The sequence below is a fragment of the Geosporobacter ferrireducens genome (genome assembly GCF_001750685.1).
In the GTDB taxonomy this organism is placed as follows: domain Bacteria; phylum Bacillota; class Clostridia; order Peptostreptococcales; family Thermotaleaceae; genus Geosporobacter; species Geosporobacter ferrireducens.
This window is the reverse complement of the sequence record NZ_CP017269.1, coordinates 4,481,003-4,497,997: the sequence shown is the minus strand read 5'-3', so window position 1 is coordinate 4,497,997 and position 16,995 is coordinate 4,481,003. Positions and strand designations below refer to the sequence as shown.

General features: G+C 35.8%; 16 protein-coding genes and 3 pseudogenes. 2 read left to right on the top strand and 17 right to left on the bottom strand.

Features of this window, described 5'->3' with window-relative positions; genetic code table 11:
- Positions 1-40: 40 nt before the first annotated feature.
- The 16 genes and pseudogenes from Gferi_RS29225 to Gferi_RS21015 all read right to left on the bottom strand — a co-directional run bounded on the left by Gferi_RS29225 (position 41) and on the right by Gferi_RS21015 (position 14,377).
- Positions 41-1,006 carry a phospholipase D-like domain-containing protein gene (locus Gferi_RS29225; protein ID WP_330389454.1) on the bottom strand — a complete coding sequence of 322 codons (966 nt, stop codon included), beginning with the start codon at positions 1,004-1,006 and terminating at the stop codon, positions 41-43.
- A 99-nt stretch (positions 1,007-1,105) separates the two neighbouring features.
- The gene (locus tag Gferi_RS29220) at positions 1,106-1,594 is read right to left on the bottom strand and encodes a DEAD/DEAH box helicase (protein ID WP_330389453.1); all 489 of its coding nucleotides are present in this window, start codon (positions 1,592-1,594) and stop codon (positions 1,106-1,108) included.
- 20 nt (positions 1,595-1,614) lie between these two features.
- Positions 1,615-2,634 carry a TOTE conflict system archaeo-eukaryotic primase domain-containing protein gene (locus Gferi_RS29215; protein WP_330389452.1) on the bottom strand — a complete coding sequence of 340 codons (1,020 nt, stop codon included), beginning with the start codon at positions 2,632-2,634 and terminating at the stop codon, positions 1,615-1,617.
- Positions 2,631-2,933 (bottom strand): hypothetical protein, encoded by a 303-nt coding sequence (locus tag Gferi_RS29210; protein WP_330389451.1) that lies wholly within the window; start codon positions 2,931-2,933, stop codon positions 2,631-2,633. The genes Gferi_RS29215 and Gferi_RS29210 overlap by 4 nt, the downstream gene beginning before the upstream one ends.
- 330 nt (positions 2,934-3,263) lie before the next feature.
- Positions 3,264-4,106 (bottom strand): KilA-N domain-containing protein, encoded by an 843-nt coding sequence (locus Gferi_RS21085; protein ID WP_069980020.1) that lies wholly within the window; start codon positions 4,104-4,106, stop codon positions 3,264-3,266.
- Positions 4,107-4,224: 118 nt separating this feature from the next.
- Positions 4,225-4,551: a zinc ribbon domain-containing protein gene (locus Gferi_RS29525; protein ID WP_083273683.1), complete on the bottom strand. Its 327-nt coding sequence runs from the start codon at positions 4,549-4,551 to the stop codon at positions 4,225-4,227.
- Between the two features lie 214 nt (positions 4,552-4,765).
- The gene (locus Gferi_RS21075; RefSeq protein ID WP_069980016.1) at positions 4,766-5,116 is read right to left on the bottom strand and encodes a hypothetical protein; all 351 of its coding nucleotides are present in this window, start codon (positions 5,114-5,116) and stop codon (positions 4,766-4,768) included.
- A gap of 224 nt (positions 5,117-5,340) precedes the next feature.
- A pseudogene (locus tag Gferi_RS29315) lies at positions 5,341-5,424 on the bottom strand (SEC-C metal-binding domain-containing protein); the annotation flags it as partial.
- A gap of 117 nt (positions 5,425-5,541) precedes the next feature.
- A pseudogene (locus tag Gferi_RS28520) lies at positions 5,542-6,339 on the bottom strand (DUF1186 domain-containing protein); the annotation flags it as partial.
- A 1,093-nt stretch (positions 6,340-7,432) separates the two neighbouring features.
- Positions 7,433-8,799: pseudogene (locus Gferi_RS21060) on the bottom strand (transposase); the annotation flags it as partial.
- A gap of 281 nt (positions 8,800-9,080) precedes the next feature.
- Entirely contained in the window at positions 9,081-9,599 is a 519-nt protein-coding gene (locus tag Gferi_RS21050; RefSeq protein ID WP_179948109.1) for a hypothetical protein, read from the bottom strand.
- Between the two features lie 8 nt (positions 9,600-9,607).
- Positions 9,608-10,429 carry a 4Fe-4S binding protein gene (locus Gferi_RS21045; RefSeq protein WP_069980006.1) on the bottom strand — a complete coding sequence of 274 codons (822 nt, stop codon included), beginning with the start codon at positions 10,427-10,429 and terminating at the stop codon, positions 9,608-9,610.
- Between the two features lie 527 nt (positions 10,430-10,956).
- The gene (locus Gferi_RS21035) at positions 10,957-11,667 is read right to left on the bottom strand and encodes a response regulator transcription factor (RefSeq protein ID WP_069980001.1); all 711 of its coding nucleotides are present in this window, start codon (positions 11,665-11,667) and stop codon (positions 10,957-10,959) included.
- Between the two features lie 10 nt (positions 11,668-11,677).
- Positions 11,678-13,111 carry a HAMP domain-containing sensor histidine kinase gene (locus tag Gferi_RS21030; protein ID WP_156782451.1) on the bottom strand — a complete coding sequence of 478 codons (1,434 nt, stop codon included), beginning with the start codon at positions 13,109-13,111 and terminating at the stop codon, positions 11,678-11,680.
- The gene (locus Gferi_RS21025) at positions 13,104-13,319 is read right to left on the bottom strand and encodes a hypothetical protein (RefSeq protein WP_069979999.1); all 216 of its coding nucleotides are present in this window, start codon (positions 13,317-13,319) and stop codon (positions 13,104-13,106) included. Before Gferi_RS21025 ends, Gferi_RS21030 begins: the two co-directional genes overlap by 8 nt.
- A gap of 305 nt (positions 13,320-13,624) precedes the next feature.
- Positions 13,625-14,377, bottom strand: coding sequence for a transposase (locus tag Gferi_RS21015; protein WP_236932768.1), 753 nt, complete (start codon positions 14,375-14,377; stop codon positions 13,625-13,627).
- Between the two features lie 463 nt (positions 14,378-14,840).
- Here Gferi_RS21015 and Gferi_RS21005 point away from each other — a divergent pair, with 463 nt between their 5' ends.
- A complete protein-coding gene (locus Gferi_RS21005; RefSeq protein ID WP_069979990.1) occupies positions 14,841-15,767 on the top strand; it encodes a hypothetical protein in 927 nt (308 codons plus the stop codon).
- Positions 15,768-15,782: 15 nt separating this feature from the next.
- Positions 15,783-16,280: a GNAT family N-acetyltransferase gene (locus tag Gferi_RS21000; protein ID WP_069979988.1), complete on the top strand. Its 498-nt coding sequence runs from the start codon at positions 15,783-15,785 to the stop codon at positions 16,278-16,280.
- Positions 16,281-16,351: 71 nt separating this feature from the next.
- Here the strand turns inward: Gferi_RS21000 and Gferi_RS20995 are convergent, their stop codons facing one another.
- Positions 16,352-16,990 carry a Crp/Fnr family transcriptional regulator gene (locus Gferi_RS20995; RefSeq protein ID WP_069979986.1) on the bottom strand — a complete coding sequence of 213 codons (639 nt, stop codon included), beginning with the start codon at positions 16,988-16,990 and terminating at the stop codon, positions 16,352-16,354.
- Positions 16,991-16,995: the final 5 nt, after the last annotated feature.

Genomic DNA, 16,995 nt, shown 5'->3' with positions numbered 1-16,995 from the left:
AAAAAGCTTCTCAAAGAAGATGGTAAGATCATGATAATAATTATTTTTCTATACTCTTTATCAACTCATTTGCAATATTAGGACTTTCAAGTCTCATGATGCTTTCTTCTGCACTACCAAAACTTAGTAGATTGATACTACCATACCATATGATTCTTTGATCAATAACTGCGAATTTCTGGTGTATATTTGTCCTAAAAACCATAATAACTCCAGCATCTTGCAACAATCTTATCGTAGCTTTCAGAGCAGTCGTATTTTTGTCTCTAAATTCATCAGGTGGTCTGGTGACTACGATAACTTTCACCTTGCTTCCTAATGCTCCCAGGTATTGTAGCATCTGTAAAGTTCGCTTCTTCGTGATAAATGGACTTACTATCAAAACTTCTCTCGATGCATTCACAATATCATTTGCATATACTGGTAAAAAGTTGCTTTTGTCAAAAATAATATCTACTGATTCTGCTGCAATACTTTCGCCTTTTGCTTTGTATCCAATGGACGCATATCCGTTAAGTCGTTTATTGTACATTTTTTCCAGCATCCTAATATGAATATCCACATAATCATATATTCGCACTTCATTTTTATTTTCAAATAGTCTGTGAAGCCGTCCTGCATATTGCTGCAAAGTGCCCTTCCACGATATAGGCATAGCTAAGAACAAAGTATCAAGACGTGGTTCGTCAAAACCTTCCCCTATATATTTACCCGTAGCCACTAAAGTCAACTGCCTATCTATAGGTGTATCTGTTATTCGCTCTAGAATTTCCCTGGTATTCTTCGCACTCATTCCACCCATAAGGGATATTACGTCAGGAATTCTCTCATTCAGTTTCTTTGTAAGTAATTTGACATGTGCAGTTCTTTCTGTAAGAACAACACAGTTCCTACCATTCTCATAACTTTTTACTACATCATCTATAATCTGCTGATTGCGCATTTCGTTCATAACGATTTCGGCATATAGCTCCTGGATAGAGATATCTTTCTCATCTTTACCCACGGGAACTCGTAGAGATGTAAATCTTGGTATAACATAATGTTCAAAAGGTCTTTTCTCGGCCTGTTTTTTCGCATCATCTCTATACCGTATTGGACCGCACTACATAAAAATAATAGGATGGTGTCCATCCTTCCTTGTTGGTGTTGCGGTTAGTCCATAAATATATCTCGCATTTATACTTTTTAGTATCTTTTCAAAGCTAAATGCTGAAACATGATGACATTCATCAACAATAACCATACCATAATTTTTTACGCAATCCTTTACTTCACCCATTCTATTTAACGATTGCATTACAGCTATATCAATGATCCCACTTAAGTTGTCTTTTCCTGCTCCCAATTGCCCTATAATGCTTTTGACCTTTTTTCTTCCTCTCTTTTTTCCGGCATCTGTATCTGGCAAAGTTTCATTTATAGTAAGAAACTCCATTAGTCTTTTTTTCCATTGTGAGACCAGATTGATTTTGTCAACGATAATAAGCGTATTTACCTTTCTTTCAGCAATCAGGTTTATTGCCACAACTGTTTTACCAAAAGCCGTTGTTCCAGAAAGTATTCCGTTATCATATTTCAATAGCTTGTCCATTGCCAGAAACTGCTCATCTCTCAGAGTCCCATTGAATTCAATGTCAATGCTTTTGCCATAGTTCGCGTTTTATCTATAAAATGAGCATCTATATTCAGTTCTTTAAATACATCTTTTAAATCCGTTTCACATCCTCTTTGCAGGCATAGATATTCTGTCGTTTCGTCAGAACATGAGATAATTCTTGGTAGCTTTTTTACTGATAATCTCATGGCTTGTGCTTTGTAAAATTCGGGATTTTTAAAGGCTGCTAAACGTTTAAAATAATTTAGCGCTCTTTGAGAAATACCTGCTCTCGGAATAAAAATCATATTGGCTTTTACAATTTCAACAGTCTTGGGGAAATCATTTTTCAATAATTTAGTTTTGCTTATTTCCCATGGTTTTTGGTCTTCTTCATCTTTTATTAATACGCCAAGTTCGTTTCCATGACATAGTTTTGATATCAGTATTTCAATATTATCTTCTGAGAGTTTTGGAATAGCTCCTAAAAATGCCCATTGATCACGATATGGTTGATAATTTTCATCGATGAATTCACTGTTATGATTCTCTCTTGCAGCTTTTTGCAAAGGCAAAGCAATTAAGTTCCCTAAACCACCCTTTGGCATAGTATCCTGGTTAGGAAATAACCTGTCATATGATTTAAATTTTATCTCATGCCTTTTGTTCATGGAGCAAGTAAGCAGTGCACTTCCAAATTTTCTTGCTAAAGCAGCAGGTATGGGACTCTTAAAGAAAAACCAGCCGTGGGCTCCTTTGCCTGAGCGTGAGCGTTCAACTGCTAATGGAATATCAAATTTAACACACACTTCTCTCAGTACTGAAATATCCTTTTGCCATTCTTCTCCATCAAAGTCTATAACTAAAAAATGGCAGGTTTCATCAAGGCACAAGGGATATATTCCTGCGACAGAATTTTTATATCCTCGTAAATGGTCATCAATAACCTTTTCATTTAGTACAGCATATACCTTATTAGTACAATTGGTACAAGTGCCCGTTGGTTTTCGGCATAATCCAGGTTTCCATTCATTCAAACAGTACGGTGAATACCCCGCTGTCCCTTTTTTTGGATTTTCCGACCTTTAAATAGTGACATAAACAGCTTGATTTTTTCCATTGGGTCTGACATGTTATCAATTTCCGAAGTGAAAACTTGATCAACTGATTCTTGTTCCAACGTTTCAGAGTCAGATTTATACTCAAAAATTTCATCAGAATCAGCCAGTAATTCTTCAGTGCCAAGTTGGGCTTTTAATCTTTTTATTTCTTCCTTTAAATTGTTATTTTCAACCAGCAATGTTTGATATTTTTCAAGCAACTCTTCAAAGTTCATTATGCCATCCCTCATCCCAATATTCCGATAAATATTGATATATATTTCTTTAACTCTGCAATACCAAGCTTTTTCATTATTCTATAACACTTAACGTCTCCATCTTCCCGGCCATAGTAATCTAATATTAATGCTACCCAAAGGTATTCTAGAAGTCTCCAAAATACCATGACTCTTCTCTGCTCAACTCGGACATAAATTCATTCCAAGGGGGAACAAATTTACCTTTTTTAAATTTATGATCTAAAAGCTTACTATGATCCACAATTTACCTCCATTGCCCCTTAAATTCTTAACAATAAAACCTATAAAAACAGTACTCCAGCTATATTAACCCTCGAGCCGTTTAATGGTGTCCATATTTATTTTCTGTATCGACTCAAGCTGATGAATGGCTAGCTTATTCAAAAGCTGTAGCCTCTCCGGTTGCAATTTGCTCTGCTCTATTAAAATCGCATTATAGCTTTCCATATTAGCCAACACCAGTAATTGATTTAAGGTAGCATAATCTCTAATGTTTCCATTCTTATCTGGATTTTTTTCGCGCCACTGCTTAGCGGTTATGCCAAACAGTGCGACATTAAGCACATCGGCCTCGCTGGCATAGGTTATGGATATTTGATATTGTGTCAGTTCTGGCGGAATTAAATTTTCTTTGATAGCGTCAGTGTGAATTCTGTAATTCAATTTTGAAATCTCACGATTGAGATTCCATCCCAAGGAAAGCCGACTGCTTTCATCGTTTTTTAGCCTTTTATAGTCTTTTATTATATAGAGCTTAAACTCCGCCGAAATCCAAGAAGCAAATTCAAAAGCAATATCAGAATGAGCAAAGGTACCACCATTTCTGCCTGATTTGGAAACAATACCGATTGCATTCGTACTATCAATCCATTTTTGAGGTGACAATGTAAAAGCGTTTGAACCTGCTTGATTTCTAAAGGAGTCGAATTCGACCCCTTTAAATTTATCATTATGTAATTGTTCCCAGAGACCTAAAAATTCAATTGTGTCCTTACTTCTCATCCAATTTTTAATGACATCTTTGGGTTCATCACTTTTATAGCGTGCAATATCTGTAAGTGAAATAAATTCGTTCTGAAAATCTTCAGTATAGATAGCAATATCTATACCTTTGGCTTGAATTGTTTCTTTTACAGGTTTCTTTGCCATTGGATCATCCTCTTTCTTGGTGCCTTAATCTCTGAATAATCGATACAATTATTCTTATTATACTATATTTTACCAATATTCGCATTATTAGAATATAAACTTTTCGCCATCTATCTTTCTAGAAAAATATCTTAGCCTGTTCTTCATTTTTATAACAAATTATACTATACGAATTAAATATCTGAATTATATCAACTTTATCCCTGATTACACTTTCATCATAAGCGCCATTTTCACATACCGTTTCGCCAAGTACTTTCTTAATCCACTCCTCATCCAACGTAGGCGAATTGGCACATGCGTCTTTCCCTTTTTCTATCCTTGTCTCACATCTCCAAACCACCTTACCCCTTTCCGTTCTTCTCCGATGAGATGCACCACAATCGCCACAAATAAGCAAATTTCCTAAAAGATATTTACCGTTATATTTGCATCCCTTTATCATCTATGTAAAATAGACAAGCCTATTTATTCTACAAAATAAAAGACGTGAAAGTCATCCTCTCACGCCAAAACATGTTTTCATCTGCGATTCTACAAGGCTTTGAAATATCAGCTTTTCCCCTTCTGCAACAGGGCTATGGATTCAACGTGCATGGTGTGTTGCAGTTAGCATATGTAGGAAGAATGTACCAAAGCGTATTGCCCTCACCTTTATATTAAAACGGAATACCTTCATCATGTTCTATCAAATCCTCTTCTTCTGCTATATTCTCAAAATAATAGTATGTTTCATCATACAATTGAATACGTTTCTCCTTCGCTTTTCTGCGTTGATTGGCTTTATCAATTTCCAATTGTTTTTCTCTGCTCACCACATCTGTATCGAAGATAACTCCTAAACTAATTAATTCTTGAGCAGCACAAAGTCTTGATACCCCAAACCATTTTGCATATCGTTTAATGATATTTTTCATTGGAGAATTCTCCTGTATCCATTGGGCTGCATGAATAAGTCGTTCGTTCTTTTTATACCTTTTTCTACGTGGCGTACTTTGAGCTTTTGCCATTTCACCACCTTCATAAAAATTTTGAAATATATTATACTGTTGAATATTTCTTCTTCTCTAACATGGTCATATAATTAATTGAGTCAATCCGTCTGTAACGCAGAATTTCTTGCTAAATTTGAATATCATTCAAACAAGGATTTTCACCCTGAATCAATACAGATTTCATTTAAGGTTATCTATCTGTTTCTTTGTATATTGAATCAGCGTGTTTACCTCGCTGCTTACTTCCCGCAGCACTTCTTATACTTTTTCCCGCTTCCACATGGACATAGGTCGTTGCGACCTATTTTGGGCGGTTTTGTTATCGTTTGAGCGCTCTTGAAGTTTTGCCTAGCATTCATTCTTTGCTTATAAGTTTCCTCAAAGCAAGCCCACCATTCCAATTCAGCTATGGTATCTTCAATAAATTCCATGTGTGTATTGTTTCTAGAACTCTCTAGAACATAGTCTTTTCCCTGCCGCATCGCGTCATCAACGCTTTCCATACCAATTATAGATTCATCTACCAAAGCCTCATCATAGCAGTTTTTTATATCCTCATACAGTTCTTCTGGATAGATATCACAGCATGCAATCACTAATAATCCCAGCAATAGAGGCTTATTCATTATCGCAGGCTCATTGATTAGTTTCTTATAATATGCAATGACTTGGTCTCGTTCTAGCACATTATGCAATGCCAAAATTGCCAATGCCTCTATAGCCTGTCCACGCATATATTCATCTGCCTCTTCATTTTCTGCCAATGCTTTTATCAGACTTGCATCTGACCCCCATACAGTAGCAAGCATTCGACTGCCAGCTTCCAATATTGAATCACCAAACAAATCATATGGCAAATCGTCTGGCAAGCTTAAAATATCGATTAATATTGGATAAGCCTCTTTGACACGAAATTGTGCCAAAAGGTAAGCTGCATAAATATGAGCAAAATAGCCATATTCATCCCGATACTGTTCGGGATTGTCTCTTATCTCTTTCAAGATATCCAACAGAAACGGGATTGCCTCTTCCTTTTTGCATATAATTTCTTCTATCTCCTCCTTCGGGAAATGTCCGGTGTTGTAGGCAACTTGATCAAGCAATTCTTCAACGCTATGTTCAGCTTTATCCAATGCAGTATCATTATGATCCAGTACCAGCTCTCGTCCTAAACTGTTTAAGCGTTCTTCATATTCTTCCTCATTAAATTTCTTATTCTCCTTTAAGATAAAATACATCTGTTCTACCAGAATTGCAGCAATCATTTCTTTAGCTTCCTGCTTTGTATAACCTTTTTCTACAAGTCGTTGTAAGGTAATATTCACACACTTTGGATCGTTCATCCTTATTTGATTTTCTACGGCTTGTAACATTTGACTTTTGAGTATCTTGTTTGACATATTTATACACTTCTCCTTTTCTATATTAAAACTTCGTATAGCAGAATTAGCCCATTCCATTCGTATTAGCTGTGCAACGTATTCACCCTGATATGTATGTTAGCATATCTTAACTACAGCTTTTTTCGCTTATACTGATAGTGAACTAATTTGATGTGTTAAAAACGATAAATATCAGAGCTCTTAATGTATATCCTGCTATAAAGAAAGGATAGCATCTATAAATTGCCATCCTTGAATTTAATATTCTTTATCATATCTTCTAATTGTATTTTTACATTAGGAATATCCTCTACCAGCGTAATCCATACGTCGCCCATCTTCAAAATTTGATATTTCTTGAAGAAGCTTATTGATAATTTGATAGTCTCTAGTGTTCATAGATATCAACAACCTTATCGATCTTTATCAACGAATTCTCCTCACTTGGAGCATGAATCAAATCTACCTCTTTATTTAATTTAGACTCAATTTCATATCTGATATGGTTAAAAGTGAAACATTAGGTGATAAAAACTCCACAAGCATATCAACATCACTATCTTCTTTTCCGGTCCCATTGGCATAAAAACTAAATAAAGATAATTTTTAAATAGGGTATTTTGCTAAGATATCTGCAATAGCGTTTTTAATATCATCCAGAGTTAGTATTTTGACTTCACCACCATAATTCATTGAATTCTTAGCTCAATTATACCATATTATTTGTTTATTAATCATTATTTATGGATGCTGTCTAACAATTAATGAGACGACCTCAACGTGGATGGTGTGTTGCAGTTAGCATATATCTAAATCGCTTGAAATATATCGTGTCACGGAACCGTCCGAAACCACTGAAAAAGTACCCCTTTTTATGGATACAAAAATATCTGAGTCCTGATTTTTTATGCTTCATCGGATATTTTCTCGCCTGAATATTAAAAATGAAATTTAAAGAGGATTGCAGTGCTGCAATCCTCTTTAAATTTACTGCCAATGCCGTTAGTTTTGCTTGTATGGACATGCTCCGCAGACCATACCCTTTGGCACGGTTTAGTCCATGAAATCTCTTCATCTCTCCATTTTTCCACTCCTGTGATGCACGTTGTTTGTATTTATCAAGGAATTCTTGGGTCTTGGCTCATTGGCTATACTCGTAGAACTCCGGAGTATTGATACTAATATCAAGTATTTTCACTTTTGCCCTGGCATGAAGACATTCTTCTCTATAGGGACAATCTCTACAGTTTTGTTTGTCAAATTTGTACTTGTAGAATTCTCTACCATCTTTCTTTTTAAACCGTTTCTTTTCTATGGTATAGTTTCCAAAATCACAAACCCATTGATCAGAATCTTTGTTGTAGCTGTACCGGCTCTCATCAATCCGATACACTGACTCGCTTACCGGAATATATGCTTGCGCTTGATTTTCTGATATCGTATCTAGTATCTGTTTTCTAAAGTAAGTCTTATCCCCATATACTTCTTGTGGAATCATTCCTGTTTTATTGGACAGATCCATGAGTTCTTCAAAACCATTGCCATCCACATAGGCACCATCATAGGATTTTACAGCAGTAATAATTCTTTCTTTTGTTGTGATGAGGTATTCGGTTTTGTAGCCAAAAAAACTTTCTGTCTTCGACTTGTATCCCACCCTAGCATCTTGATCCACTAAGGATCGTAGGCCTCTTTGTTGGATGAACTTAGGATCGGATAAGATCATCTTTGCATTTTCAATGGTGGCTTGAGTTTTAGGATGATCTTCTAATTTGATATTTTCTTTAACTTTTTCTATGACTTCCTCCAAATATTGTTTCATCGTTTCTTTTGCTTGTTTATGATCCTCAATTTCTTTGTATTGGGGAATAGTTGTGTTTAAGCCTTCTAAGATTTGTCCATTTTCTTCCTCTAGATTTTTGAAAATCTTTTTAGCAAGGTATTTCATGACCCTTTCTGGAACGGCTTTAAAGGTATTGGCATGGGTATGGGTACAGTCTACGCTGAGGGAAGTATCTTTTAAAATGCCTTTATTAATGCATTGTTTTACAACTTGTATAAGGATCTCATCCATGGTTGATTCCTTTAATCGATGAACTCTAAATTTAGCTAAAAGGCTTGGGTGAGGCAAATCTTAATCATCAGCTCAGGTTCTTTAGCAGGGCGTCCATAGTATTTACAGTATGACTTCTCTAAAAGCTTGTTGATAAAGCTAAAGTCTACAGCATGATTTACAAGCTTTAGTATATGATTATCTGGAATTTTATTGTATAATATTGAATAGATGCTTAACTGCATATCTTTGTTTTTAAGCATGGAAAAACCCCCGTATTTATGATATTGTCTCGACAACTCTATCATATCAAATCAGGGGTTTTTTCTCTATAGTATTAGCTTGCCTTGAACAAATTTCCCAATATTTAGGATGTGTTTTTCAGTGGTTTCACCCCGTCCCCTTGTCATCCCGTTGAACAATTTTTGTAATTGATCAATTTGTATTTATCTTTCAAAACACTACTAATAATATCAGACAACCACCCTGCAGCTATCTATACATAGATACCCACATTGGCGGTTGCATTTGTCATAATACTACTTTAGAATGCCCCAGCAAGTCCTCTTTCATTAAGAAACGTTTCCGAGTCAGAAATTGCTTTATTCACAACTTCCGTATTGACTTTATTAGGTTCTGTTTCATTACCGGATGCCAAAACGAGCTGAACTTTTCCCATATTGAAAAGAAGATTTACAAGCAACGCTGTGTTTTCAGTAATAAGTTTTTCTTCTGCAGTGAAAGTATCCCAATCTGTCTTTTTCAAAACTTCAACTACATTACTTAGCCTATCCATGTGATCCATGTAAACTCTGTTAACTTTAGTAATCGCATCATCAAACTTAGTCGCAACACCGTTCAAATCTTTCATATAGGAACAAATAGCGTCAATTTCTCTTTCTGCTTTTTTCATTTGAGACCAAGCTTCATCAGCTTTATCTGAAAGAGAAGATCCAGTTATGCTAAAAATAACCCCACCAACTAATAGGCCAACCCTCGTGGTTTTAGTCCTTTTGCTTCTATCATTCTTAATTGTTAAAGAAATGGATCGACACCTGATCATAGCACCATCTATAAAAATAGCGTTATTAAAAAGGGTAACAATATGAAAACCATTCCTGCCATTGCTACAAACAAAACTAACGGGATTTTTCTGCCTGCAAAACTATTAGTTAATGCCCCTTTCTTTGGACAAACAACAATGCATTTTTGGCAGTTAAAACATTCAGCCGATATTACCTTCTTCATTTTATGCACCTCTAGATTTGAGGGACATTTCTTTGTACATAACGTGCAATTGATGCACTTATCTTCGCACCGGACGATACCACTGGGGCTAAACCGACCTGCAACTCCGGCGACAGCACCCTGTACGCAGATATATTTGCAGAAGAATCTATCAATAAAGAATGAGCCAATAATTGTTACAAATATCAACATAATACTTATCCAGGCTAATCCAGTCAATATTATGTCATATTGCTCAAACACATCGTCAACACTGACTTGTAGCAGTAACTTGCCGCTTGCAATGGATAATACTGCAAAACCTATAAGTATGATGTATTTCGCTGCTCTAAGATATTTATCGAGTGTTGCAGGAACTGTGACCCTTTTTTTTAAAACCTTGAATCCTATATATCCAACAACCCTTTGCAGCGCCCCCACCAAGCACAAAAAACCGCAAAAGCTTCTTTTAAAGATAATGGCAAACAAAATAAATATTATTGGAGCTGCTATAATGCTAAGTTGAACTGCATTTTCGAAAGTCGCCTCAATAAGGGATTGAAAAACAAACGGGAATATTGTTAGAAAAAAAGGAATGGCTGTTTTTGCTAATTTCTTAGTATTAAGAATGTCTGTTTTTTCTAATTTCTTAGTATTAATATTCATTACATACCTCCGTATATTTGGTTTGGTTTACATCTACCGATTTCAGTATAGTTGTTGCAAATTAATGTTACATAATAAAATGATACTTTCAACCCTGTCTTTCCATAGTCTACATATTGCATCACCGCTAGGGCAGCTTTTAATCCCTCTTTCTTATCTACCTTTTGCTCTAAAGCCAATTTATCTGTTTTGCGATATGAATGAGCATTGCCTGATAGTTAGATTTAGTACAGACGTCACCCCCCCATTTATTGCAGGATAATACCAATCTGTTGTAATTAAAATCTTGACAAAAATACCTCCTGTTTATTTATGTGATAATAATATCAAATCACATTAAACAAACAGGAGGTATAAAATTAAACAAATCCTAAACTCTCTTTTTTTCAATTTAATTAATAATTATAATTTGCTACTCTAACAAGCATTTCGAGCTTTTACTGCTATCTTCCTTATTTTTTTCCAAGAGGACACTTATCGAAGCCTCTATCTTCCATTGAATAACCTGATAACCATATGATTTTATCTTATCTATTCAACCGGTATCCCGCGCGCCATACTGTCTCTAAGATTTTTGGGTTTTTAGGGTCATCCTCAATTTTTTCACGAATACGATTAATATGCACCATAACCGTCGCACTATCCCCAACATAATCATATCCCCATATTTTCTCAAACAATTGTTCCTTCGAGAAAACGATATTAGGATTTTCAGCCATAAATTTTAATAGTTCAAATTCTCGGTTAGGAAAACGAATTTCTTGCTCACCCTTATAGACCTTCCATCCATGCAGAAGAACTCGAATATTACCTATTAGTATCTCATCGCCCTTCTCATCCAACTCTATCTGATTGGCTTCTTTTAATCGACTATACTGTCTTATATTTGCATTTACTCTTGCTACAAGCTCAGCGGGATCAAAAGGTTTAGTAATATAATCATCTGCACCAAGTCCCAGACCACAAATTTTATCAACAGATTCCGTCCTTGCCGTTACCATGAGAATTGGAATATTAAGTTCACCTCTTATCTCTTTGCATATCTTATAACCATTCTTCCCAGGAAGCATAAGATCCAGTAGTATTAAGTCAAAATTTTCCACATGCAGAAGTGGAAGTACTTTATCTCCATCACTTACAATGAATGTTTCAAACCCACTAGCTTCCAGATAAGCCTGTTCTATCATACTGATATCATCATCGTCTTCGACAATTAGAATTCTATATTTTGCATTCATCTAAATCACCTCATTCATCCAAGATTGGTAGTCTTATTCGAATAGTAAGACCGTTGCTGTTTTCTGCATCTACTGAGCCTCCCATAGCATTCACTAGATATTTTACAATATAAAGACCTAGACCATTCCCTTCTTTTATATTCCTTGACTCATCACCTCGAAAAAATTGTTCAAAAATATGGGGAATCTTATCTTCTGAAACTCCACAGCCATTATCAGAGATCTCAAGTACGACATATGCATGTTCTTCAAAAATATTAATGGTAATTTCAAGCTTATTTGTTTCTGCATATTTTTTACTGTTTTCCAGTATATTATCAAGTATTCGTTTCATTTGTTCTCGGTCAACATTTGAAAACAAGCCTTTTTTTACATCTTTCATTTTAATTTTTATAGATTCATTCTCTATCAATAATTCGTATCTTTTCACATAGGCTTCCAGATACTCACTCCACTCTGTCTTTTCAAAAAACAGTGGCATATTACCTGTTTCAAGTTTTGAGAAATAAAATAACCTTTCCAAAAGCCGATCCATTTCTATTGTTCGTCTATAAGCTGTATCAAGAAATTTTTCTCTTAATTCAGGTGTTGTAGCAACCCCATCCTTGAGACCTTTTATTGTTCCTCTAATTGCCGTTAATGGAGTCCTTAAGTCATGAGAAATTCCCGCCACCATTTCAACTCTCACCTTTTCATAAGACTCCTTTTCCGCATTAGCTTCCATTATATGTTCCTGCATTTTATTAAATGCCTCACAGACATATTCAAATTCAATATCTCCCTTGTATTTAACAGGTTCAGAAAAATTTCCTTCTTTCATTCTTTTTGCTCCTTCTGACAATGCATCTAAAGGATTTGTGATATGTTCTATAAGTCTCTTAGTAAAAATCTGACTAATAATGAGTAATGCACCTATGCAAAATATACCATCAATCAGCAATAGTATAAGTATAGTAGTCAAATTATTTTTTTGAGACCAGAATCCATGATATTCTCCTGCAATTGCATACACTTTCATTTTCTCATTCATATCATATTGTGTTAGTACAGTCATATAGTCTTGTACATAAACATGTACCTTTCCATCTGTTTCAAAATAATCTCCAATATAATTTATAAGCTCACTCACAGGAAAATCAGTATTTGAGTAAATCACTTCACTATCGATTTCAACGCAAATAGAAAATCCATACCTATTCAGTTTTGTTGCAAGATTGTTTATCGCCTCTTCTTTTGGGGATGGATTCCAATCTGTCAGGATATTTCTTATTTGTTCGGTATTATCTGCTAACTCAGACGAACCAATCATGCTGTTTTTATATGTGCTCTCATATAAATTTACTACAAACATATTAACGAAAAGAAATAGACTTAAAGTTACAAGTACCATTCTGGTATTAGAAATAAAAATTCTGCGTTTCACCGTCTGCTTTTCCTTATTCATCGTCCTCCTCCTCGTAATAAGTGTCACAGAGAAAATCGTCAATGTTTCTTCTCTGTGACACACACTCTTTTAACTTTCTTCTTTTTCGCCTATCAAAGAATTTCCACATTACTACAGGATTTTGAACCAGCATTAACAGTTGTGTTACAGGTACAGGTACTACAAATTTTGTAAAAAGGATTTCCACGGTTTTGACATTATTTCGCATCCTTTTTCTTTATATGACCACATGCCTTACATGTTCCTTTAACTATTGAGTATAGATACAATACAATATAGAAATCATATGATTCATGCTGACTTCGGCTTCCATTATCTTGCTCCATCTGTTTCTGATATTCTTCTAATTGCAGTTCCTGTTGCTTTTGTAAAGAATCTTTTACTGTTGGAAACCTGTTATTAAAATTATTATACAACAAGATTCTGATATAACATTAAAAATAAATCCCGTTATCAAAACTCCATACTTTCTGTCAAGGGGACGTCTGTCAAGGGGACGGGGTTATCGTCACGCTACAATCTTTGAATAATACCTCTATTAATTCCTGTCAATCTTTCAATTTGTCTAATTGATAGTCCATATTCATTCTTCAATTCTTTTATATATGAATTTCTTTTGTCTACATCAATCATTTGTAAATCTAACCCCCGCTCAACGTTACAATGATCCTTGATTATTTTTATAGCATCATTATCCGTTATCTGTCGGCTTTCCTTTATTTCTAGACATTTATCATCGTTATCTTTATCAATAAACTCAATAAATTTCATTACGGCTTGTTCTCTATCTACATTTAAAATATCAAGGGCAAAGTCCGTATCAGTCTGATATTTTCCTTCAATATAGTCAGTGTAGTTCGTCCATAAATAGTCTTCAACTTTAGTCACTATACCAGCTTTTACAGGATTCCGAAGAATATACCTAAGGACTGTTAGGAAATATGCATCGTCCTCTACAGGCTCACTTTTAAATCGATCCTGAAACAAATACCCTATTCTTCCATATTTTTTGTTATACCATAAAACATAACTACCGCATATCCTTCGCATAACAGTCTCTAAGGGCTCCTTATCTTCCATTAGTAGCAAATGAAGATGATTACCCATTAAACAATAGGCATATAATTTGTACTCACTAATCTCCTTGTATTTTTGCAAGTTTTGAATAAACTTATGACAATCTTCCTCATCTTCAAATACAATTTGACGATTTATACCTCTCATAACAATATGGTATATTCCGCTTTTGCTTTTTATCCTTGGCATCCTTGGCACGCAAATCACCTCTATGATAAGTTATATCATAGAGGTATTTTCTGTGTCAATAACCCCGTCCCTCTGTCACTGAAATAACCCCGTCCCTCTGTCACTGAGGATAGCTGACGACCTTCAGCGGGAAAAAGATACGCATTGTTTCGTTTGCCATTTTGATCTCCTCCATTTCTTTTTGCGCCACATCGGGCAATAAAAAAGAGGCTATGCTTCTCAAAAAAGAAAAACATAGCCTCATGTGCTTCTGCCTATTGGCAGCAATTATTAAACTGTTTTGGGGTTATATAAAAACAAAGACCAGAGTTATGTGACTCCGCTATCTTTGAATTTATCCTTGCTTAGTGGAGGAACAAATAATATATCCTGATGATACTTTGGTCAGTTGACCTTTATAAACGTACCTACCAGGGCTATAATTAGGATATATAAATTAAAATCAGTAATGGAGGTGGTGTCCATGAGTACAATTTTAGATAGAATTCTGGTGCAAATTGGCGATCAAAAAATAATAGATAAACTTCTTTCTCTTTCAAAGGCAGACTTAAATTCGCTGTTGTTAGAACTGTTTGAAAAGCAAACGGATAAGTTTACCCCTGTGGATGTCTTAAAGGCGTATCAAGTTAACCGTTTCTCTACCCCCAGTGATATTGACCCTGCCAAATTCCATGCTCTAGAAACACAGCTATTGACCGCGGCACAGAAAATGGATATGCAAACTGTTCTGCTTTCGCCCTCTGCGCCCTTTGGCAGTTGTAGCGTTTTTGGTTGCGTAGACCAATACAATGTTGTAAGCGCATTGCGCGGTACGGAAACACTGTCCGACCCCTCTAATATGATGGCTATCATTATTGCTGACAGACTAAAGCGTAAGACGGAGAGTAATACGCCCCCTTTGCATTATGCTACAACCGCAAGAGCTGTTCGGGCACAAGCGCTTTCAGGTAAAGGTTTTTTTGCCCATTTCGGTCTTTTTTGCATGGTGTCTTCGGGGAAAGATATAGGGTCTTATGCCTGTGAGAAAGAGCTACTCAAGAAGCACTTGAATTTTTACAAAGAGTTGCTTCAAGAGCACTTCAATGCAAAGCTATCCATTGTTTTACGGAAAAGAGGCGGATACACAGACGGCGATGGCTTTTTTGACAAAATGACTACGGTTGTACAAACAGCATTTCCTGATACGCCGCTTTCCTTTGATTATGACGATGTAGACAACAAGTATTATCAAGGCATCAATTTTCAGATATACATGGAAACTGAGCATGAAAAAATGATGATTGGTGATGGCGGATTTGTTGATTGGATTTGCCAAATGCTCGGAAGCAAAAAAGAACGATGTTTGATAAGCGGAATCGGCTTAGATCGGCTTCTTTTGTTTAGTGAATGAGAGAGGAGGAGGACGATGGAATTAAAAAAATGGTCTTACAATTATGTCAGTGATTTGATCAGATTCGCCAATAACAAAAAAATCGCAGACAACCTGCGTGATATTTTCCCGCACCCCTATACAGAAGAAAATGCACGGCAATTTATAGAGTTTTGTATGAATACCCCAGAGAATAAGCAAATTAACCGTGCCATCTTTTATGAGAATCAAGCTATTGGTGGTATCGGCCTAACATTGGGAGAAGATGTTTACGCAAAGAGCGCAGAAATCGGCTATTGGTTAGCCGAAGAGTATTGGGGCAAAGGGATTGTCACCGATGCCGTCAAAGAAATGTGCCGCTTCGCATATGAAGAACTCAATCTTGCGAGAGTATATGCGGCAGTTTACGCTTATAATAAAGGCTCCTGCAAAGTCTTAGAAAAATGCGGTTTTGTAATGGAAGGCGTGTTGAGAAAATCTGTATTTAAGAACGGACAGTTTTTTGATGCCTGTATGTACAGCTTGATCAACTAACATCAGATGCTAAAGCAAACCACCCAATAAATCCATGCACCCAGGAATGGACTTATTGGGTGGTTTGGCATTTAACGTAGATATATTTGTAATTTTGTTGTGTCCAAGATTATTAGTTCTTGATTTTTATAAGACAATATCCCTTGCCTATCACACTCCGCTATCGCCCGATTGATACTTCTCATTGGAGCTTTAGTTTCCTTTGTTATCTGCTCCTTGGTGAGCTTGTCTATATCTCCCCGGCGATAGTGGGTAGCCACACAGCGCATCAGTCGCTCCTTGACTGTTAAAAGCGAAACTTCCTCGATGTATTCACTATTTATGATTAGCTTATATGCAATTTCCTTTATTATAAACTTTGTAACTTCAAAGTCTTTTTTCATCCAGTCAAAGAAGTCCTCCCTGTGAAGCGCATACGCAACACAGGGCGTCATAGCAGAAATCTCAACTGGCTTCCTACCAACATAGAATTGTTCCAACTCGCCAAAAAAACTTCCAGGTTCATAAAGATGTATAGTTGCAGAGGAGCCTTGCAGATTCGGTACATAGGCTTCGGCTTTTCCCTCAATCAAAAAATAAACATAATTGTTTTCGTTCTCTGCGAAAAGAATCGTTTCGTTTTCATTATACGTTTTCCGGTGCAATTTTTTCTTTACTTCATCGGGCATCATATCAATCAAACTTATTGTAATCACTCCTAACTTTGCCATTGTGT